20 protein-coding genes and 3 tRNA genes are annotated in these 21,409 nt (G+C 40.0%); 8 read left to right on the plus strand and 15 right to left on the minus strand.

All coding sequences use genetic code 11. From position 1 onward, the window contains the following. Nucleotides 1-302: 302 nt before the first annotated feature. From HMPREF0766_RS14630 to HMPREF0766_RS14650, 5 genes are all read right to left on the minus strand, one after another. Nucleotides 303-3,500 carry an efflux RND transporter permease subunit gene (locus HMPREF0766_RS14630; RefSeq protein ID WP_002998706.1) on the minus strand — a complete coding sequence of 1,066 codons (3,198 nt, stop codon included), beginning with the start codon at nucleotides 3,498-3,500 and terminating at the stop codon, nucleotides 303-305. 23 nt (nucleotides 3,501-3,523) lie between these two features. After that, the gene (locus HMPREF0766_RS14635) at nucleotides 3,524-4,582 is read right to left on the minus strand and encodes an efflux RND transporter periplasmic adaptor subunit (protein WP_002998709.1); all 1,059 of its coding nucleotides are present in this window, start codon (nucleotides 4,580-4,582) and stop codon (nucleotides 3,524-3,526) included. A gap of 10 nt (nucleotides 4,583-4,592) precedes the next feature. Next, on the minus strand, nucleotides 4,593-5,930 hold the full coding sequence (locus HMPREF0766_RS14640) for a TolC family protein (protein ID WP_037460589.1): 1,338 nt from the start codon (nucleotides 5,928-5,930) through the stop codon (nucleotides 4,593-4,595). Between the two features lie 35 nt (nucleotides 5,931-5,965). Further along, complete coding sequence (locus HMPREF0766_RS14645) at nucleotides 5,966-6,574, minus strand: TetR/AcrR family transcriptional regulator (RefSeq protein WP_002998714.1); 609 nt, start codon at nucleotides 6,572-6,574, stop codon at nucleotides 5,966-5,968. A 138-nt stretch (nucleotides 6,575-6,712) separates the two neighbouring features. Further along, nucleotides 6,713-7,378, minus strand: coding sequence for an NUDIX hydrolase (locus HMPREF0766_RS14650; RefSeq protein ID WP_002998718.1), 666 nt, complete (start codon nucleotides 7,376-7,378; stop codon nucleotides 6,713-6,715). A gap of 175 nt (nucleotides 7,379-7,553) precedes the next feature. Here HMPREF0766_RS14650 and pfkA point away from each other — a divergent pair, with 175 nt between their 5' ends. From pfkA to gap, 3 genes are read left to right on the plus strand one after another with little or no spacing between them, the layout of a single operon-like run. Beyond that, nucleotides 7,554-8,537 (plus strand): 6-phosphofructokinase, encoded by a 984-nt coding sequence (gene pfkA, locus HMPREF0766_RS14655; protein WP_002998721.1) that lies wholly within the window; start codon nucleotides 7,554-7,556, stop codon nucleotides 8,535-8,537. 20 nt (nucleotides 8,538-8,557) lie between these two features. Then, nucleotides 8,558-9,415 (plus strand): hypothetical protein, encoded by an 858-nt coding sequence (locus HMPREF0766_RS14660; RefSeq protein WP_002998724.1) that lies wholly within the window; start codon nucleotides 8,558-8,560, stop codon nucleotides 9,413-9,415. Between the two features lie 4 nt (nucleotides 9,416-9,419). After that, nucleotides 9,420-10,418, plus strand: a complete 999-nt coding sequence (gene gap / locus HMPREF0766_RS14665; RefSeq protein ID WP_002998727.1) for a type I glyceraldehyde-3-phosphate dehydrogenase — start codon at nucleotides 9,420-9,422, stop codon at nucleotides 10,416-10,418. Between the two features lie 445 nt (nucleotides 10,419-10,863). Here the strand turns inward: gap and mnmA are convergent, their stop codons facing one another. Next, complete coding sequence (gene mnmA, locus HMPREF0766_RS14670) at nucleotides 10,864-11,955, minus strand: tRNA 2-thiouridine(34) synthase MnmA (RefSeq protein WP_002998730.1); 1,092 nt, start codon at nucleotides 11,953-11,955, stop codon at nucleotides 10,864-10,866. Between the two features lie 186 nt (nucleotides 11,956-12,141). On the opposite strand from mnmA, the gene HMPREF0766_RS14675 reads away from it, so the two are divergent. The 4 genes from HMPREF0766_RS14675 to HMPREF0766_RS14690 all read left to right on the plus strand — a co-directional run bounded on the left by HMPREF0766_RS14675 (nucleotide 12,142) and on the right by HMPREF0766_RS14690 (nucleotide 12,882). Then, nucleotides 12,142-12,214: transfer RNA gene (locus HMPREF0766_RS14675), tRNA-Phe, on the plus strand. Nucleotides 12,215-12,259: 45 nt separating this feature from the next. Next, nucleotides 12,260-12,332, plus strand: a tRNA-Phe gene (locus tag HMPREF0766_RS14680). A 50-nt stretch (nucleotides 12,333-12,382) separates the two neighbouring features. Continuing rightward, nucleotides 12,383-12,457, plus strand: a tRNA-Val gene (locus tag HMPREF0766_RS14685). A 26-nt stretch (nucleotides 12,458-12,483) separates the two neighbouring features. Then, nucleotides 12,484-12,882 (plus strand): NUDIX hydrolase, encoded by a 399-nt coding sequence (locus tag HMPREF0766_RS14690; RefSeq protein ID WP_002998734.1) that lies wholly within the window; start codon nucleotides 12,484-12,486, stop codon nucleotides 12,880-12,882. 2 nt (nucleotides 12,883-12,884) lie between these two features. On the opposite strand, the gene HMPREF0766_RS14695 is transcribed toward HMPREF0766_RS14690, so the two are convergent. The 7 genes from HMPREF0766_RS14695 to HMPREF0766_RS14725 all read right to left on the minus strand — a co-directional run bounded on the left by HMPREF0766_RS14695 (nucleotide 12,885) and on the right by HMPREF0766_RS14725 (nucleotide 18,460). Beyond that, nucleotides 12,885-13,832: an MBL fold metallo-hydrolase gene (locus HMPREF0766_RS14695; RefSeq protein WP_002998739.1), complete on the minus strand. Its 948-nt coding sequence runs from the start codon at nucleotides 13,830-13,832 to the stop codon at nucleotides 12,885-12,887. A 9-nt stretch (nucleotides 13,833-13,841) separates the two neighbouring features. Continuing rightward, nucleotides 13,842-14,429 (minus strand): dephospho-CoA kinase, encoded by a 588-nt coding sequence (gene coaE / locus HMPREF0766_RS14700; protein ID WP_002998742.1) that lies wholly within the window; start codon nucleotides 14,427-14,429, stop codon nucleotides 13,842-13,844. A gap of 56 nt (nucleotides 14,430-14,485) precedes the next feature. Continuing rightward, the gene (locus tag HMPREF0766_RS14705) at nucleotides 14,486-15,313 is read right to left on the minus strand and encodes a YbbR-like domain-containing protein (protein WP_232279634.1); all 828 of its coding nucleotides are present in this window, start codon (nucleotides 15,311-15,313) and stop codon (nucleotides 14,486-14,488) included. A 237-nt stretch (nucleotides 15,314-15,550) separates the two neighbouring features. Next, nucleotides 15,551-15,874 (minus strand): preprotein translocase subunit YajC, encoded by a 324-nt coding sequence (gene yajC / locus HMPREF0766_RS14710; RefSeq protein ID WP_002998750.1) that lies wholly within the window; start codon nucleotides 15,872-15,874, stop codon nucleotides 15,551-15,553. A gap of 37 nt (nucleotides 15,875-15,911) precedes the next feature. Then, nucleotides 15,912-16,379: a DUF1573 domain-containing protein gene (locus HMPREF0766_RS14715; RefSeq protein ID WP_002998753.1), complete on the minus strand. Its 468-nt coding sequence runs from the start codon at nucleotides 16,377-16,379 to the stop codon at nucleotides 15,912-15,914. 5 nt (nucleotides 16,380-16,384) lie between these two features. Further along, nucleotides 16,385-17,332, minus strand: coding sequence for a transcription antitermination factor NusB (nusB, locus tag HMPREF0766_RS14720; protein ID WP_037460484.1), 948 nt, complete (start codon nucleotides 17,330-17,332; stop codon nucleotides 16,385-16,387). Between the two features lie 54 nt (nucleotides 17,333-17,386). Then, on the minus strand, nucleotides 17,387-18,460 hold the full coding sequence (locus tag HMPREF0766_RS14725; RefSeq protein ID WP_002998759.1) for a Glu/Leu/Phe/Val family dehydrogenase: 1,074 nt from the start codon (nucleotides 18,458-18,460) through the stop codon (nucleotides 17,387-17,389). Nucleotides 18,461-18,629: 169 nt separating this feature from the next. Here HMPREF0766_RS14725 and HMPREF0766_RS14730 point away from each other — a divergent pair, with 169 nt between their 5' ends. Continuing rightward, on the plus strand, nucleotides 18,630-20,405 hold the full coding sequence (locus tag HMPREF0766_RS14730; protein ID WP_002998762.1) for an ABC transporter ATP-binding protein: 1,776 nt from the start codon (nucleotides 18,630-18,632) through the stop codon (nucleotides 20,403-20,405). A 371-nt stretch (nucleotides 20,406-20,776) separates the two neighbouring features. Here the strand turns inward: HMPREF0766_RS14730 and rpmA are convergent, their stop codons facing one another. Together rpmA and rplU are read right to left on the minus strand one after the other, a co-directional pair. Next, complete coding sequence (gene rpmA, locus HMPREF0766_RS14735; protein ID WP_002998765.1) at nucleotides 20,777-21,043, minus strand: 50S ribosomal protein L27; 267 nt, start codon at nucleotides 21,041-21,043, stop codon at nucleotides 20,777-20,779. A 43-nt stretch (nucleotides 21,044-21,086) separates the two neighbouring features. Beyond that, nucleotides 21,087-21,398, minus strand: a complete 312-nt coding sequence (gene rplU, locus HMPREF0766_RS14740) for a 50S ribosomal protein L21 (RefSeq protein WP_002998767.1) — start codon at nucleotides 21,396-21,398, stop codon at nucleotides 21,087-21,089. Nucleotides 21,399-21,409 lie beyond the last annotated feature (11 nt).

Here is a 21,409-nt window from a genome sequence, read left to right on the forward strand (position 1 = left end):
AGCCCTAATATATGAAATATTTTAAATCAAAAGAAATTTTTTACACCACCCATCATATTTAAGAACAAAACCGTAACAAGCTAGCTTTTTGTTAGTTAACTGTTAAATAATTTGACACAAGAACAACAACTGAAAACCATAACGGAAAAATCTATTCAGATTAACCGGTACCTGGATTATAATACTTAAGCATTTTTTAAGCACATGAATCCGGTTATATTATCGCAGATTTTTCCATAACAAAAAAAGCCATTCCGGAATCCGGAATGGCTTATATAAACAAATTGTAAAATAAAGGTATTCTAGTGTTTGACAGACATCTCGTCTACATAATCCTTATTCGGCTCGTAGTCTGCTTTCATCAATGCTTCATAATCAAGTTTTTCATGCTGACCAAAGCGCTTCTGCAAGCTATCGAAGATCGAATAGACCACCGGTACGATGACCAGTGTCAGGAATAAGGAGGAAAGTAATCCTCCGATAATCACGATCGCCAGACCTCTGTTCATATCCGCACCTTCACCCGTGGCTATCGCAATCGGCACCATACCGAATACCATCGCAATAGTAGTCATCAGGATCGGACGGAGACGGGCATGGTTGGCCGCTACTAATGCATCATGTGTATTGTCACCGGCGTCTTTACGCATATTGGCAAAGTCGACCAATAGAATCGCATTTTTACATACCAGACCAATCAACATGATAATCCCCAGGATCGTAAAGATATTCAGAGACGTATCGGTAAGAGCCATTAACAGTAAAGCTCCGATAAAAGACAACGGTACAGAAAAGATCACGATAAATGGTGTAACAAAACTGTCATACAGAGACACCATCACCAGGTACACAAGGATAATAGATGCTAACAATGCAAATCCTAATGTACCGAAACCTTCCTGCTGGTTTTCCATATCACCACCCCACATATAACTCACTCCCGGTTTACGTGGTAATTCCTTAAATTGTGCTTCCCATTCTGTTGCAATAGTACCGGAAGGACGTCCGATAACCTGCGCCTGTATAGATACAGAAGGAGATTTGTCACGACGTTCCAATAAAGTCGGACCTGAGCTGTAACTGATCGTTGCAAATTGTTCCAGACGTATTTTCTGCCCCATATTATTGATAAACAGCAGGTTTCTTACGTCTTCAATATTTTTACGGTCTTCTTCTCCAAAACGGATATTGATATCATACTCATACTCTCCGGCTCTGAATTTACCATCCGTGTTACCACTGAAGGCAGTCTGCATGGCCATACCTACTGTAGAAAGTCCCAGACCCAGTGAATTCATCTTATCACGATCCACCTGTACATTGATCTCCGGATTACCATCCTCAGATGTCAGCTTGACCTCTGTAGCTCCTTCGATCTTACGCAACTGATCCGCTGCTTTATTTGCAAATTCAAGGGCATCTTTCATATCCGAACCGATTACAGTCATCGTGATAGGTGCCTGTTCAGCTCCCATCATACCAACGGTTACCGTTTTCACTTTAGAACCGACAAGTTCTTTTTCAAGTCCTCTCTTCAGTTTGGCACCAAAGACTTTCGTACTCTCGGTTCGTTCTTTCTGATCTATCAGAATAACATGGATCTCTGCTTTGTATTTTGTACCGGTAGTACCTCCCATACCATCACTGGATTGTCCGACAGTAGTAATCGTACGTTTTACTTCCTTAAATTTAGAAATATAAGCTTCAGCACGCTGCGTCATAAAATTGGAAGATTCGATAGAAGCATCCTTGTTCAGTTCCAACTGCACCAAAAACTCTCCTTTATCCGAAGACGGGAAAAACTCCCCACCGATATAGCCGGCACCTACCAGACCTAAGGATGCCACAAAGACAACCAGTACGATAAACAGGGTGATCACTTTATTTTTACGGGAATCAATACACCATTTCAACAAATCCGAAATACTGTGTGTAAAAGCGGTCAGACCTGCTTCAAAACCATGTATAATCTTACCAAAGAAAGTATGCGGATTGATATGTTCTAACTTACCGAAACGAGAGTATAACCACGGCACTACAGTAAATGATACCAATAAAGATAATCCTGTCGCAATAATAACTGTCACACAGAACTGAGCGAGGATATTAGCGACCAGACCACTTGCCATCGCAATAGGAAGGAACACGACTACGATTACCATAGTAATCGCTGTTACTGTAAATCCGATCTCAGCAGCTCCGTCATATGCAGCTCTGATCTTGCTCTTACCCATCTCCATATGCCGGTGAATATTTTCCACAACTACGATCGCATCATCCACAAGAATACCAACCACAAGGCTGAGTCCCAGAAGACTCATCAGGTTGAGCGTATAGCCCATCAGATAGATACCGATAAATGTAGCAATCAGTGACAATGGAATGGCTACCATGACGACTGCCGCATCCCGTAAACTGTGCAGAAAGAATAACATGATCACACCTACCAGTACAATCGCCAGGAAAAGGTCAAACAAAACGTTGTTAGCCGCTTTCAGTGTATATTCGGATGTATCATTCGCCACCAGAATCTTGATATCCTGATCTTTATAATCATTTTGTACAGTCTCAATAGTCGCTTTTACGAGTTTACTAACCTCCACCGCATTAGCATCAGACTGCTTTTTAACCTGCATCAGGATAGTATTCTTCTGATCCAGACGAGCGATCTTTTCTACTTCTTTTTGTCCGTCTTCAATATCTGCAATATCCCCCAGGCGGATTGGAATATCCAGCGATTGTCCTCCGCTACCGGATGCTTTAGCCGTGATAGGCAGATTACGCATATCTTCAATAGATCTGTATTTACCTGACAACCTGATCAGGATCTGACTACTTCTGGTCTTGACGTTACCGGTAGGAAAATCCAGATTGGATGACAAGATATCCTGCTGAACCTGAGCAATACTCAATCCGTAACCTTCCATTTTCTTAGGATCTAAAGTCACTTTGATTTCCCGCTCTTGTCCGCCGATCATATCCACCTGTGCCACTCCGTTGATACGGGAGAAGATAGGTTGTATTTTTTTATCCAACAGATCGTAAAGTTCTTTCTCAGACAACTTACTGGTCACGGAAAGATTCATGATCGGCATGTCATCCAGAGAAAATTTAACCAGTGAAGGAGGATCCACATCATCCGGTAAGTCTTTCAGGATAGCATTTATTTTACGTTGTGCATCATTCAATGCATAGTTGGCATCTGCATTGTCATTAAGGGTAATCATCACTAATGATAAACTCTCATATGACTTTGTCTCTACACGTTTTACGTTCTCCAGAGAAGATATCGCATCCTCTATTTTCTTGGATACGGTATTTTCTACCTCAGAAGGCGAGGCTCCCGGATACACAGTCTGTACTGTAATAACATTGATTTCAAATTTGGGAATCAACTCGTAGCTTAACAGCTTATAGCTAAATAAACCACCCAACGTAAGTATAATAAACAGTACGATAATTATACTGGGGCGCTTTATCGAGATTTCTGAAATTTTCATGAAATATCTTTTGTTTCAAACAATTATTTAATAATGCTGATCGGCGTATTGTTCAGCAAGTTGATTTGTCCACTGGTGATAACGATCTGACCTGCAGAAAGACCGTCCAGTACTTCTACATAGTCACCGAAATTGCGTCCCGAAGTGATCGTCTTAAGGACTGCTTTATTGTTTTCATTGACAAATATCTGATTGGAACTCACACTACCTACAAATGCTGTTCTAGGGACGGTAAGTACCGGCAACAACTGGTCTGCACCAAATACTGCAGTACCGTACATACCTGCACGCAGCTCATTGTTAGGATTGTTTTTGACCTCTATTTCTACCGGAAAATTAAGACTTCCATCTGCTTTAGGAGCAATGAAGGTAATCTTTCCTTCAAAAGATTTGTCAGGATATACACTTGCTGTAATTTTGATATTCTGACCAACTTTGAGCTTTACAACATTCTTCTCATCAACATTCACTCTTAGTTTCAACGTACCGACATTGACCAGCGAGAACATTTCAGTACCCGGAGATACATAAGTACCCGGTTCGATTTTACGTTCGTTGATCGTTCCGCTTATTCCGGCTCTGACCGTTGCATCAGAAGCATTCAACTGCGCACTTTTCAGATTATTCAGATCACTTTCCATTTTCAACTTAGCCTGATCCAATTGTTGTTGTGTTACGCCTCCTGTCTGAAAGGCATTTTTGTATCTTTCGTAATCTGCTTTAGACGTATTATAGGAAGCCTGTGCATTCTGTGTATTCACATTCAGTTTGTCTCCTACTACAGTGGCAAGTACTTGTCCTGCTGTTACAAAATCACCTTCATCAACCAGTACAGTTTTCACTCTACCCGGAGTTTCGGCAGATAGTCTCATTTCTTTGAATGGCATAAATGTACCATTGGAAATATATTCAGCATTCATTTCGCGAACTGCCACAGTATCAATACGCACAGCTACAGCCGCATTCTGTTGCGCTACGATTTCTGTTTCCGCTTTATTCTTTTCTTTGTTCTTATTCAAGATAAACATAATACCAGCCAGTGCTGCTACTATAATTACGATGGTTATGATTGTCCGTTTCATCTGTGGTTAATTATTCGTTGATAAGTGATTTTAAATTCCCGTTTGATTTAATAATTTGTATTTCAGCAACTTTGTAGTTCAACAAAGCTGTAGAATGATTATTCTGTGCTTCAGCATACGCCTTTTCAGCATCCAGCAAATCTGTCAATGTAGCCAAGCCATTCTTATAATTATTCTCCACATTAGACAGCACTTCTTTTGCCAGTTCCATATTAGCCTGCTGAACGTTGATATTTAACAAACTGTTTTTTAGTTGTTTCTGTGCATTGTTGGCTTCAGTCATCAGTCCCAGTTTTCGATCTGCTATATCGACATCCAGTTTATCAATATCGATCTGTGCCTGCCTTACCTTTGATCGTGTAGCAAAACCATTGAATATCGGGAAGGAAAGATTCAAACCAATAGAAGCAAAATTAGCCCATACCCCATTGTTGTTAACCAATGGGAATTTCTGTCCGAAACCGGCATAGCCATAGCTCGCCTGTAGAGATAGAGTCGGATAATACTGAGCCTCAATAGATTTCTTGTTGAATATGTTCAATTGTCTTTGTGTTGCCAATAATTTTATCTCTGTTCTGTTGTCCAGTTGGGCAGTATCCAGATTAGCGATTTTCAGGTCTATATTGAATGTGCTTTTCGGCATTTGAATTTCTTTATTTACGTCCATACCGATTACAAATTTCAGTGCATTCTCTTTTAACTGGATTTCATTCATCTTTTGCAATTTAGATGATTCCAGATTGTTGACAGCTACATCAGTACGATCCAAATCGATCTTTTTTGCCAATCCATTTGAGTACGAACCAAAGATAACGTCGCGTGTTTTTCTGGTACTTTTCAGATTACTCTCGATTGTTTCAAGTTGCATTTTTGCCTGATAAACATCATAGTAGCTATTTGCTACCCGCTCTATTAATTGCTCCTCAGTCATTTCATGGTTTACCTGATAAAAAGCTCTTGTGGTACTGGCCGCTTTCAGACCTGTAAATACCGATTGGTTAAAGATCTGCTGGGTCATCGACACGGTAGGAGTAGCCTGCCATTTCTGCCCCATCTCGACTAATGTTGTTCCACCAGTCTGTCCTGTAAAATCCGGAAGAGCAATTTTCTGTATAATCGGATTATACGTCAACCCAGCACTAAGGTTAATTTGAGGCAAAGCATTCGAACGGACTTCGCTGATCTTGTTTTCGGCATTGATCACATCCAGCTTTGATTTTTTAGCATCAGCTTTATTCTGAAGCGCATACTGTATGGCCTCTTTGAGTGTCAGTTCTTCCTGAGCATATGCAGAACCGAAAATTCCGATACTCAGCAGGAGCATTAACCATTTGCTTATTCTATTCATATTTATATTTAGTATTTCCATTGTGGTTGTCTTGTTTATTTTTTCCGCATTCCATGAAACATGATCTCCGTGACCTCTTTCTGCCGTTTCAGGATATCGTCCAGGTTATCAATACTCGGATATCCCTGTATAATATTAGTCACATTGCCCATCAATCCCAGACCCCGCATAGTATCGCTGTAATTTTTGGCAAGATAGCGCGGATCCAGATCGGCCAATTCGCCTTTATCTTTAGCCTTTTCAAAGATTTCACAGTATTGGTCTTCATCCTGTTGAATAAGGGAGTCTATTTCTAATGAAATGCCGGGATCTTTGATCCAGTCTACATTTTCAAAAATGTAAAACATATAGTATTTCTTTACGAAAAAGGCCCGTATGTCCAACAATCTGTTCAACAGTACCAGTACTCCCCCCTTTTCCGTATTCATGGCATCCCGCTCCACCACATCCATTTCAGCTACTATAGCCAGAATAGAATCTTTGATCAGCGAAATTTTATCAGGAAAATAATAATAAAGATTAGCTTTTGTCAAATGCACATCATCTGCTATCTCACTCATAGTGGTTTTTGGAATACCGAAATGAGCAAAGCGTTTGAGGGCCGCTTTAACAATCTGATTTTTCTTCTTTTGTGTATTATCCATTTTTTAATTTTTGACTTTTTGCAAATCAGGGTCAAAAGTAAAAAAAGAGCAATAAAAATCAAATTCTCAAGATGCAATCTTGAAAAAACAATTAAAAAAAGACTTTAAGATGACAATTATCTCTTGTGAAAGAAATAATTAATCTTCATGCGAAAATGCTTTATGGAATTTACGTTTATCGAGTTTATATAATCTGGCAGCTCTGTACGACACACCTTTCTGAAACTCAGAAAGTTCTTTCAGGAAGCCGTAATTGAGCATTTTTTTTCTAAAATTACGCTTGTCCAACTTCTTTCCAAGAATAGCTTCATAGACCAGTTGTAATTGTGTAAGGGTAAATTTTTCAGGTAATAATTCAAATGCTACCGGACTATATCCGATTTTACGTTTCAATTTTTCGAGACTAAGCTCTATAATTTGTTTATGGTCAAAAGCCAGATCCGGAAGTTCATGTACAGAAAACCAATTGGCCTGTCGCATATACGATGTCACAGGTTTTACTTTGATCTTTGCATGATCCAGTTGCATAAGAGCAAAATAGGCTACGGTCAGAATTCGTCCCTGCGGGTGTCGCTTCAATCCGGCTAACGCAGCCAGCTGTTCCATATAAATATCTTTCAGTCCTGTATTTTCGTACAGAATCCGTTTGACGGCATCTTCCATCTCCTCGTCGTTGTTAACGAAAAAACCAGGAAGAGCCCACCAATCCTTGAAAGGATATTCATTTCTTTCTGTCAGTAAAACTTTTAAATAACCGTCATGGAAGCCAAATATGACGCAGTCAATGGTAAAATTTGTAAACAATGCTCAATAATTTATTAGTTTAAGACTTCTAAACGATAGACCTGCACGAACTTACAGATGCCTTCTACACAAGTATCCGTTAAATATAGCAAAGTAACAAAAAAAATAATCAAAAAATTTAATAGTGTAAAAAATACACTGTATATTCGTGAAACCTGATTAAAGAAATAAACACGTGAATACAATATCAAATATAGGAGTTTTTACATCCGGAGGAGACGCACCGGGAATGAATGCCTGCATTCGTGCAGTCGTCCGTACAGCGGTCTACGAAGGCAAGAAAGTGACAGGCATATACCACGGTTACCAGGGTATGCTGGACGGTACATTTGTCGAAATGAACAGTCGCTCGGTAAGCAATATTATCCAAAAAGGCGGAACTATTCTCAAAACTGCAAGATGTATAGAGTTCAGAACTCCGGAAGGAAGAGCCAAAGCATATGAAAACCTGAAAGCACAGGGAATAGACGGTTTAGTGGCTATCGGTGGTGACGGTACGTTCACAGGAGCAGATTTTTTCTCCAGAGAATACGACATCCCGGTAATGTGTATACCAGGCACGATTGACAATGATCTGTACGGATCGGACTACACATTAGGATATGACACGGCTACAAATACAGTCATCGATGCCATTGATAAAATTCGTGACACCGCAGCTTCCCACGGTCGTCTGTTTTTTATAGAAGTAATGGGACGTGATTCAGGCTGTATTGCGCTTAATGCCGGTATTGCCGGAGGAGCCGAGGCCATCATGCTTCCTGAAAAGGAAACAGCTATAGACGAGCTGATTGATCTCTTGGAGCGAGCCGCTTTTAAGCAAAAAACATCTACTATCGTTATCGTAGCCGAAGGGGATAAAAACGGTGGTGCGTACAATGTAGCTAAGCGGGTCAAAGAAAAATTTGATTATTATGACACAAAAGTTAGTATATTAGGGCATTTACAAAGAGGAGGTTCTCCAAGTAGTTTTGACCGCGTACTGGCGAGTAGAATGGGATATGCAGCTGTAAAGCACCTCCTTCAGGGAAAAACCAGAATGACGGTAGGTCTTCGAGGAAATGAGATCATCCTGACTCCTCTGGAAGAAGCTCTTAATAACAAGGAATTTAAATTAAGTAACGATATGTTAGAGATCTCCCAGATCATGGCGATCTAGACATATTATCTATAAGCAATATGATTGCAGTCGTTTTTAGTGGATCAAGGTATGCAGATTGGCGATTGGCCGACAAGAGCCGTGTTGTCAGTGGTTTCAGAACCACAGGAATCAATTCTTACATTCAGGATGAAAGATTTATTACCCAGCTCCTGAATAAGAATACGAACCTGATTAATTATGCTGAAAAAATAAAGCGCATTTATTTTTTCGGTGCGGGTGCATCGTCTCTGGAGAGACAATCCAAGATCAAAAAAGTATTCGAATCTTTCTTCAAAAATGCAAAGGTAAAAGTCAATCATGACGTACTGGCCTCTGCTATCTCTACTTTCGGAGATGAAAAAGGAATCATCGGTATACTGGGATCCGGTTCTAATGCAGCGTACTATAACGGCAGAAAAATACTTAAGAACAATTTCGGAATGGGCTATATTCTGGCAGATGAAGGTTCTACAAACTGGATAGGCAGACAGCTTTTAAAAGATTTTCTAAGCGGTACCATGCCGGTAGATATACGCGAAAAGTTGTTGTCCCGCTACAATCTGGATCGTAAGATCATCCTCGAAAAAGTCTATAACCATCCCAATCCCAATATCTTCCTGACCTCTTTTGCTGATTTCGTACAGGAAAACAAAGATGAACCTTATTTGTCTACCATCATAAAAGAAGGGCTGTTTTTGTATTGCGACACATATCTCGTACCGCTAAGCGAACGCTATCCTGATCACAAGATCAACTTTACAGGATCTGTGGCGACACATTATGCAGATTGGCTGAGAGATATTGGCGAAAATGAATTTGGTCTGGAAATAGGGACTATCATTAAAGAACCCATTCACAACTTAGTAAAATATTATTTAAATCTCAATAAAAATTAAAAAGATGAAAATTGGAATCAACGGATTTGGTCGTATTGGCCGCTTAGCATTCAGAGCTGCGATCAATCGCCAAGATGTAGAAGTAGTAGGTATCAATGACCTCGTAGAGCCAGACTATATGGCATATATGTTGAAATACGATTCAACTCATGGTAAATTTGACGGAACTGTTGAAGTAAAAGACGGTAACCTTGTTGTAAACGGAAAAACGATCCGTGTCACTGCAGAAAAAGATCCGGCTAACCTGAAATGGAATGAAGTAGGCGCGGAAGTGATCATCGAATCTACAGGTCTTTTCCTTACTCAGGAATCGGCACAGAAACACATCGATGCAGGTGCTAAAAAAGTTGTTATGTCTGCTCCGGCAAAAGACGACACTCCTACTTTCGTAATGGGTGTAAATCACAAAGAACTGAAAGCTGATCAACATATCGTTTCTAATGCATCATGTACAACTAACTGTTTAGCTCCTGTAGCAAAAGTATTGCATGACAAATTTGGAATTCTGGAAGGTCTGATGACTACTGTTCACGCAGTTACAGCAACTCAAAAAACGGTAGACGGTCCTTCAGCAAAAGACTGGAGAGGCGGACGCGGTGCATACCAGAACATTATCCCTTCTTCAACTGGTGCTGCTAAAGCAGTAGGCCTTGTATTGCCTTCTCTGAAAGGTAAATTGACAGGTATGTCTCTTCGTGTTCCTACTGCTGATGTATCTGTAGTAGACTTAACTGTACGTCTGGAAAAAGGTGCTTCTTATGAAGAGATCAAAAAAGCAATGAAAGATGCTTCAGAAGGTGAATTGAAAGGTATTCTGGGTTATACGGAAGATGAAGTAGTTTCTACTGATTTCTTAGGTGACGCACGTACTTCTATCTTCGATGCAAAAGCAGGTATCTCTCTTAATGACAACTTTGTAAAAGTTGTAGCATGGTACGATAACGAGTGGGGTTACTCAAACAAAATCGTAGATCTTGTACAAGAAGTAGGTAAATTATCGTAATCTTAGATAGGTTTACACCTTAATATAACAGAAAAGGTCATGGTATCGCACCATGACCTTTTTTAATTAAAGAAGGAATAATAGATGATGAAGCACAACATCACCACAATAAATCCAAATAACTTGATTTCCTTAGACTTCCTCATCATCCGTACTATAGATGCAGGAATAATAAGAATTCCATAATTCCAATAATAGATGACAGGATCGCTGACTAACGCATGCGTATGGATATAAGCAGCGGTAAGGCTTTACTTTGGAACGGATAACCGTCTTATGTCAGTAGCGGCAAACAGATGACTGTATTGTTCTGTCGTTTGGGCCGCTTCTGAACAGGCAACTGAAGATAAGAAACGAGGTCGCCAAACTTCTGTTCAGCACCATTCCGATTTCGCCGGAACAGGATACTGTAACATATTTAGACAACCTCTTTTCCTGTAAACTGTTATTTCATTAAAAAACCACCCCCTATCAGGTCGTTTCCTTCGTAGAATACGGCTGATTGTCCGGGAGCTATTCCCTTTACATGATGTTCAAAATCTACTTTCATAATATCACCTTGTTGCGTAATAGTAGACAATGCACCGGAATCCTTGTAGCGTATTTTTGTCACAGCTTCCATCGGCTCGGAAATACTGGCATATTTCACCAGATTGATATTACGCACATAGGCTTGTGCTCTTTCCAGTTCATGTTCTTCACCCAGCATTACAGAATTACTCTCAGGCAGGATCTCGATCACAAACATAGGTTTTCCTAATGCGATTCCTAACCCTTTACGCTGTCCGATTGTAAAATACGGATAGCCGATATGCTGCCCCACTACGGTCCCGTCAGAAAGGATAAAATTCCCCGGACCTACCTTTTCATCCAGATCAGGCATTTTATGTCTCAGAAACGCTCTGTAGTCATTATCCGGCACAAAACAGATCTCATAACTCTCCGATTTATTCGCAAGCTCCATTTGTCCCATATCAGCAGCCATCTGACGGATTTCCTTTTTTGTAAAACTTCCCAATGGAAACTGGGTACGTGCGAGGTTCTCCTGCGTCACTCCCCACAATACATAGGATTGATCTTTATTCTCGTCTCTTCCTTTGGATATAACATGACGTCCGTTTTCATGCAGACGGATATTAGCATAATGTCCGGTAGCGATAAATTCGCAGTCCAGTTTATTTGCACGTTTGATCAACGCTTCCCACTTGATATGTGTATTGCATAATACACAAGGGTTTGGTGTACGACCTGCAATATATTCATCTACAAAATTGTCGATTACATAATCTCCGAATTCATCCCGGATATCTAATATAAAATGCGGAAATCCATAGTTTACAGCCAGTGCACGTGCATCATTGATGCTATCCAGACTGCAGCAACCTGTCTCCTTGGATGAACCGCCTGAGGATGCATAATCCCAGGTCTTCATCGTGATCCCTATTACTTCATATCCTTGTTCGTGAAGCATTACGGCTGCGACCGAACTATCCACTCCACCGCTCATTGCTACTAGTACTCTTCCTCTTTTACTCATTTTAACGTATTGAAGTGCAAAGATAAGGCTTATTTCAATTGCAGCGTGTTTATTTGGTGTAATTTTATCTTAATCAAAATCAATGCTTTGTCGATTAGATGTAAAATAATTGAACCAAAAAGTTTCGGAATTCAAAAAAAGAACATACATTTGCAACGCAAAGAAAAATTATTCTCTGCTGCAAAAGGTGCCATAGCTCAGTTGGTAGAGCAAAGGACTGAAAATCCTTGTGTCGCTGGTTCGAATCCAGCTGGCACCACCTCAAAATCTGACAAGAAACAGATTCAAATAAAAATCTTGGTAAGGTGCCATAGCTCAGTTGGTAGAGCAAAGGACTGAAAATCCTTGTGTCGCTGGTTCGAATCCAGCTGGCACCACACCTGAAAAGCTTCGGATAGATCCGGAGCTTTTTTAAAATGTTCCAATTGGGAAATTAGCTCAGCTGGTTTAGAGCACTACCTCGACAAGGTAGGGGTCACTGGTTCGAACCCAGTATTTCCCACATTCTTTTCTTAACTTCACCCTTACATGACAGAAATAGACAAAGTTGCCCTGATATATATTCAGGATCGCAGGATTCTGACCGCACGTTCAAAGGGAAAAGATAAGTATTATATTCCCGGAGGTAAGCGCGAAGCCGGAGAGGATGATACTGCAACACTTATACGGGAAATAAAAGAAGAGCTTGATGTTGACATCATCCCTTCTTCTATCCGGTTTTGTGGCATTTTCAAAGCACAGGCTGACAGCCATCCTGAAGGAAAAATAGTGAGGATGACTTGTTATTCCGCCTTGTTTGAAGGAGAATTATCGCCTATGAGTGAAATAGAAGAGCTATCTTTTATGTCCTCCACAGACGCAAAAAAGTGTTCAGCTGTAGATGAGATCATCTTCAGACATTTGCTGGACGAAGGATTGATTGACTAATCTTAAAGAATATCCCTGACATCCAGATTAGTTCCGTAATATTCTTTAAGTAGTCTGCCGTCTCCGTGTATGGTCCATATCTGACGGGGCTGCACCTGATCTACGTAATCCAGAATATCCTGCCAGTCTACATGATCCGAAATATACAACTCTATATCATTATGCTGCTGCAAGCGCTTCCAACCTGAAGCAAATGCGCGCTGTACCTTTGTAGCTCTGAAATAACTGTTAAACGTCATCGGAGGCACCAAATAAACCTTATCAGGCTCCCCATGTTTCATGACCTGCCTGTTGTAAGGCTCATACTTCATAGGGAAATTACCCAGCTGATCGTAGATGCGATGGAAAGGCAATATATTATGATGCACGAGTACATGCCGCTCAGGACAATGCTGATTTAAGAGTGCTGTAATCCGCTGTGCTTTACCCAGAGCATAACACCCCAATAAAATATTAAAAGGACGATCCTTGAGCTTCAGGATCTCCGCCACTGCATCCGGATGACTCACTTCCGGATTGGCAAAGGTACTTTCAGTAATCAGCACATCAGCTTTTACAATATGTATAGGTTCACAGGTAGGATCCGCATCCACTTTATAATCTCCTGTGTATAGATACCGTACTCCTTTATACTCCATTAATATCTGTGCAGAGCCCAGAATATGTCCCGCAGGGATAAAAGTCAGCACGACTTCAGCAATGTTAAATGACTCTTCAAATCTTTTTACGAGGAAGGTATGCAGAGGTTGCTTACTGTATCTGTACTGCATAAAAGCTGCCGTAGCTTCAGTAGCTATAATCTGTGCATGTCCTTTTGTCGCATGATCACCATGTGCATGTGACACTACGTCTATACGTACGGGCTCTAAAGCGTCAATATAAAAATCTCCGTAACGGCAATAATATCCTTCTGGTCTCCGAACTAAAAAATCGGCCAGTATATCGGGCATAATTTGAATTTAAAATGTTAAAAATTGTTGATGCAAATGCAGTACCTGTGGTAAAAGAGGCTGTATACCATCGTTGATTACGATAAAATCTGCTAATTCAGATTTTTCTTTGTCACTCATCTGCTTACTTATTCTGTCCCTTACTTTTGCCTCATCGGTGTGATCACGGGCCACGACACGAGCTATACGGATATCTTCAGGAGCTGTAACCAGTATGGTATAATCAAGCTGACGGTAAGAACCTGTTTCAAAAAGCAAGGCCGCTTCTTTTAAAGAATATACAGCAGTCTGTTTTTCCGACCACTCCTCCCCTGCGCGAATCACAGCAGGATGCACAATCCCGTTCAGTAGTTTCAGCTGAGCCTCATCTCCAAATACTTTTGAAGAGAGAAAAGCTCTGTTTAAAGAACCGTCTTCAAAATAGGTTTCGTTTCCAAAAGTCTCTTTCAATGCAGCCTTTACCTCTTCGCTTTTGATCATAATATCTTTAGCTTCCTGGTCAGCATTGTAAACCGGTACTCCCAATACTTTAAAAATATTACAGATAATACTCTTACCGGCTCCGATACCTCCTGTAATCCCTATTTTCAGTCCCATATCACTATCTTAATATGCTTGTTTGTTATGTTTTAATATTCCTGTAGCAGGACTATTTATTTACGAATGAAAAAGTCTACATTCTGGGGCTCTACACTCACGATCTTGCAATACGGTGGTATCTTCGTCAGAATGACAGGAAGGTTAGGAACTCTGTTCTCTTCCCAGTCTTCTATATCCACCACGGCTTCAAAATCCCGCTGTGTCCATTTATTATAGTCTTTAAGTGATACAAGGATGATTACTTTAACCTTGGTTGGCAATGTTCTTACAGAAGTATACTTTTCCGCATTCTCTACCTTGATCGGTAGTTCCATGACTTTCTCTGTCAGCTCCCCCACCGGGATAGTCACTTCCGCATAGGCAGGATATACATTGATATTTGCTTTTTGATTACGATCCAGATAAGCCATTGTACGGATATCGGCATTGATTCCTGTGCCCCGGATAGTGTCGGTTTCCCAGGATTCAATATTAGCCACATCCTCCAGAGGGCCTGTTATGGTAACATATTCAGGCAAGCTCCTGGTATCGCCGATAATACCATACTGCTTTGCAAAATCCACACTGTATACCGCTTTAATAGGTACCTTGCGCTGTGTTTGTTTAGAAAAATCAAAGTATAACGTATCCGGACTTACAGATACGACATGTTTATCATTCGGAAATTGCCTGTTGATAAAGCCAATCTGATTGGAGAAGACGATCCAGTTGCGGTTTTTCAATCCGCTCAGGTCTACCTGAATATTAGCCGTATCCTGTCTGAAGCGTGAAAGCAACAGTTTCCACCCACTCATTTCGACCTTTAGACTGACCGTGTCAGACTGCAGCGGATGAAAGGCTTTATTGTCCGGAAGATTCACGTACTGAATGCCGGCCTTCATAGAGTAAACGTATTTATTGGAAATGGCAAATAAAGTCCACGCTATAAAAGAAATCAGAATACATCTTAAGAAGATGGAAATTTTTCTTTTCTGGGATTTATTAAAACGTCTCAAAGCCATATGTCACAAACTTAAGCATTTTTCACGTTTGATCAGAAGATGAACAGTATTCTTCATTAAAAAAGCCGCCAAATTAATATTTAGCGGCTTTATTATCAAAGAACACTTTCGTGACTTCTATTTTTCTTTATTAGCATCATTAGCTGCTTTGGAAGCATCCAGTGCAATTGCTGATTTATCAAAACGGATCTTAACTCCTGAACCTACATCAACAAGGAAAGTAGTTTCGCTTACTTCCACGATACGACCGTGAATACCTGCAGTAGTTACAATTTTAGTGTTGACACCTAACTCTTCAATATATTTCTTGTGATCTTTTTGTTTCTTCATCTGTGGTCTGATCATAAAGAAATAGAAAACCACGATGATTAAGATCATTGGAAGAAATGTCATAAAACCACCGCCTGATCCACCGGCTTGTAAGAATATTGTACTTATCATTTTTGTGTGTTATTTATTTTTATTACTGTTTTAAAAATTAATTAGCTTTTTGCACTTCACCTCTTAACTGTACTGTAGAGATACCATTGGTTGCATTGGACATGACCGTCACGATCTTCTGTTGTTTACCCACCTGACCTTTACTGTCAAAGGCCACTTTTACTTCGCCTTTCTTACCTGGTAATACAGGTGACTTAGAGTAATGAGGTGTAGTGCAACCACAGGATGCATTCACTTCGGAAAGAATAACCGGAGCTTCACCTACATTGGTAAAGGTAAATGTATGTTGCACGACTTCACCTTCCTTAACCTGACCAAAGTCAAATGCGGTTTCTTCAAATTCAATTTTACCCAATGCTTCCTGTCCCTTTTGCTGCGTTGTATCTCCGGCAACACTATCACCCTGTGCTGCTTTTGCAACGTTTGTTTTAGTACCGTTACCGCAAGCGCTTACCAGACAAGCCATTGACAATATACCTGCAAAAGCTAATTTGTTAATTTTCATTTGTATTAATCTTTTAATCCCCGACCTTGTTTACGGATCCGCCCCTGCTGGTTCAGATCAGCCAATATTTTGTCTAAGATACCATTAATAAATGTATTACTTTTCAGTGTACTGAAAACTTTTGACAATTCTATGTATTCATTGATGGTTACTTTCACCGGAATAGACGAAAAATTGATCAGCTCACAGATGGCCATACGCATCAGAATAGTATCTAATAACGCTATACGATCTGCTTCCCAGTTTTTGGTTTTAGCAGCGATCAGACTTTGATACTCTTCTCCGTAACGGATTGTATTTGCCAGCAGGTCCAGCACAAATTCTCTGTCATCAAGCCAGTTTTGTGTCAACTCTGCAAGCTTATTTTGTTGCGGAATCTCACTACTGAAATTTTTAAAAGTCTTGGCGATCAATGCCTGAAGTACTTCTTTATCAACCGGCCAGTTGATAAATTTATCCTCAAAGGTCTGCTCAATATTAGGCGACTTCAGGATAATTTTCTTAAAGATATGTTTGATAATATCTTTTTCAGTAGCGATAGAGCGGTCTTCCGACTGCAAATATTCCAGATAGATATCCGATTCCTTGAGCTGAGCAAAGATAGAGCGTACAATCTCAGGGTCAAAACTCCAGTCCACTTTATACTTCTTGACACCTTCCAGATAATCTCTGTTTTGTCTCAAGGATTCGATGAACGTATTGTTGTTCAACCGTGTAGTCAGTGACAAATCCTTTTCTGTAGGCAGAAACTTATTCGCACGGCCTTCGGCATCGATAAGTACATACTCGGAAACCTCATCCAGAAGATTCAATGTCCAGATGTACATCTCATATACCTCATCCACACTTTTCAAAAGTGCCTTTTCATAATTTTTGACCTGTTTGTCCGATGACAAACTGTATGCATACAATGTCTGCATCACTTTCACCCGTAGGTGTCTTCTATTTAACATAATTTATAAAGAACGATTTTTAATATAAGAACGATTGTAAATTTTCAGAAAACACTAACGCTTGATTTTCTTTACATCAGCGATACGTTGCTCTGCAATCTGATTTGCAGCGACCAGCGTAGTAATACTTTCTTCTTTTGATTTTTGAATCACCTCTCTGGTGATGGTATATATATTACGGATCAATGATTCAGTACGCTCTGAACCATATCCCTCTAACTCCGAATAACAACTTATCAAAGCTCCTGAATTGATCAGGAAATCCGGCACATACAAAATATCATGCTCTTTCAGCATACGAGTCGTTTCCTGCTCGTTTTTCAACTGATTATTTGCGGATCCTGCAATTATTTTACAACGCATACGCGGAACAGTTTCTGTATTGACAGTACCGCCTAATGCACATGGTGCATAGACATCTACATCCATCTCAAAACTTGTAGAATCGGTGATAGGCTCTGCTTTATACTTGGCTGCAATTTTCATTTTGCGCTCTTCAGTCATATCACTGACATATACACGTGCATTTTCATTTCTCAGCATAGCCACCAGGTGCTCCCCTACGCTACCAACTCCCTGCACAGCGACCTTACGGCCTGCCAGACTATCATCTCCGTAAAGCTCTTTGATAGCGGCTTTGATTCCATAAAAAACACCTCTTGCTGCAAAAATTGTCGTATCTCCTCCCCCGTTCAGTGACTCAGGAAGACCTGCTACATAGTTTGTTTCGGTGTGAATATATTCCAGATCTTTTTGGGTGGTACCGACATCGATAGATGCGATAAAGTTACCATTCAGTCCTTCGACAAACTGTCCCAATCTTCTCAACAGGATCTCAGTCTTGTCTGTACGGTGATTACCAATGATAATGGCACTTCCTCCGCCGAGGTTCAGGCCAGCTACAGCAGCTTTGTAAGTGATCGCTTTTGACAAACGAAGCGCATCTTCTATGGCTTCTTCAGTCGTATTGTAAGGAAGCATTCTAACCCCGCCTATCGCAGGCCCAAGGGTAGTATCATGAATGGCCACGATAGCTTTCAGACCTACGGCCTCATCATTACAGAACAATAAATTTTGATGGCCAAACTGACCCATCATTTCAAATAGCGACGCATTACTATTTTGCATAACAGATAACTCTTAAATATAGTTAAAATCAACTTTTACAAAAGTAGAAAAATATTTACACTCCACTGGATAAAAAAGCCAAATAAATGCGTTCTGCCAATTAATGACAGTAATAAAACTATAGAGCCACCAAGTTTATTGAATAATACTGTATTTTTGTTCCTGAACTATGAAGGAGCTCGCTTACCTCAATAAATATTTTTACAAATATCGCTGGAAACTTATTCCGGGAACTTTGTTTGTTATTATTTCGAATTACTTTGGCATTCTGCCGGCAAAAGTGATCCGTGTAGCCTTTGATCTTGTCAAAGAAAACATTGATCTGTTTCGCCTTTATGAAGGTTTTGACAGACAGGAGATCGTCTATCAGGTATTTGGAAGCAGCCTTTTGTTTTTCGGCTGTATTGTTCTAATTCTGGCTATACTTAGAGGAATCTTTCTTTTTATGATGCGACAAACGCTGATCCTGACTTCCAGGCATATTGAGTACGATCTTAAAAATGAAATCTATCAGCATTATCAAAAGCTCGATTTTGCATTTTTCAGAAGAAATAATACCGGAGACCTTATGAACAGGGCTACCGAGGATGTCAATCAGGTACGAAATTACCTCGGCCCAGGTATTATGTATGCCATCAACACGATCGTTCTATCTATAATGATTATCTACGCGATGTATGATGTCAATCCTACATTGGCGACTTATTCCCTATTGCCTATACCTGTTTTATCTGCCATTATCCTCGTCATTAACAAAGTGATCAATCGACGGAGTGAGCGTATACAAAGACAATTATCGCAGCTTTCATCTTTTGTACAGGAAACTTTTTCGGGTATCAGAGTAATTAAGACGTATAACCGTGAACAGGATAAAATGAAATCTTTTGCTAAAGAAAGTAATGTGTACAGAGACACTTCTCTGTCTTTGGTAAGGATTCAGGCAATCTTCTTTCCTTTAATTGTATTCCTGATCGGACTAAGCACGATTATTACGGTATACATCGGCGGACTGGAAGTAAATAAAGGTACCATCACAGCAGGTAATATTGCAGAATTCATTATTTATGTCAATCAGCTAACCTTCCCGGCTATGTCACTGGCTTGGGTAACTTCACTGGTGCAACGTGCGGCAGCTTCTCAGAAACGGATCAATGAATTTCTGAAGACTGAATCCGTTATCAAACAAGGTACCACAGAGAAAACATTGGCAGGAGATATAACGGTTAAAAATATCAGCTTCACTTTTCCGGAAACAGGCATCAAAGCTATTGACAATATATCTTTCACGCTCTCCGCCGGAAAGACACTTGCCATTATCGGTAAAACCGGCTCCGGAAAATCGACACTGGCAAACCTGTTGATGCGTATGTTTGATACAGAAGCGGGAACCATTACTTATGACGGAACTGATATCAGGGCGTTCAACTTTGAAAATCTGCGTTCACAGATCGGTTACGTACCACAGGAAGTCTTTTTATTTTCAGATACGATTGCCAATAATATTGCTTTTGGCCTCGATACATTTACAACAGATCAGGTTGAACAGGCAGCCAAAGATGCTGCCGTATATGATAATATCATTGCTTTTGAAGAGGGATTCGAAACATCTATAGGTGAGCGTGGCATTACCCTGTCCGGAGGCCAGAAACAAAGGGTCTCCATCGCAAGAGCGCTGGTCAAAGAGCCCAAAATCCTGATCTTTGATGATTGCCTGTCAGCAGTTGACACCAAAACAGAAGAACAAATTCTAAATAACCTGAGCCGCATTATGAAAGGAAAATCTTCCATTTTTATTGCGCACCGTGTCTCCACCATCAAAAATGCAGATCATATTCTTGTACTGGATCAGGGACGCATTGTTGAACAAGGCTCACATCAGGAACTGATGACACTGGGTGGAGAATACTATGAACTGCATGAGAAACAACTCCTTGAAGCTATATAACTATACTACTTAGCCTTATAAATAACATCTGCTGAAAAGATAAAAAAGCAATAGCATAACAACGCTATTGCTTTTTTTATGTAATATGATAGATGTACGGTCTTAAGCTTTGACATCGCTGTATACTCCGAAGCTCCCTAAAGGATAATATACTGCTGTTGTAAAAAACCTTACAGCTCATCGGCATGATGATCAAATAAGATAAATCCTGCTTACTTTCAGACGAAGGTCAGCAACAAGCTCTGTACAGATTTTGACAGCTCTCTCCTGATCATCAGAAGTCGATTTCAATAGTCGGAAAGCATTAAAATAACACAAAAAAAAGCCTTTCGGAAATCCCGAAAGGCTTTATAATGATTTTAGGCGAAGCCTTATGCTTTATCTTCTGCAGGAATTACAGAAACATAAGATTTGTTATTTGCTTTTTTACGGAAAACTACTTTTCCATCAACTAAAGCAAACAATGTATGGTCTTTACCAATACCTACGTTCAAATCAGGGTTGTGTTGAGTACCGCGTTGGCGAACGATAATGTTACCAGCGATAGCAGCCTGACCACCAAAAATTTTGATACCTAAACGTTTACTATGTGACTCACGGCCGTTCTTCGAACTACCCGCACCTTTTTTATGTGCCATTTCTTTATCTTAATTTAAGACTAATGTCTGATTAAAAATTCAATTATAATGTAATATCTGTGATCAAGATCTTAGTGAACTGTTGACGGTGTCCGTTTTTCTTTTTGTAACCTTTACGGCGTTTTTTCTTGAAAACGATCACTTTTTCACCTTTCAAATGAGACAAAATTTTAGCTGAAACTTTAGCTCCATCTACACTTGGCGTACCAATTGAGAATTTACCTGCATTTTCTGCTAACAATACATTGTCAAATTCAATACTAGCGCCTTCATCTCCTTGTAAACGGTGCACAAAAAGATACTGGTCTTTTACAACCTTGAATTGCTGTCCTGCTATATTTACTATTGCGTACATTGTTAATAAAT

Source organism: Sphingobacterium spiritivorum ATCC 33861 (assembly GCF_000143765.1).
Taxonomy (GTDB): domain Bacteria; phylum Bacteroidota; class Bacteroidia; order Sphingobacteriales; family Sphingobacteriaceae; genus Sphingobacterium; species Sphingobacterium spiritivorum.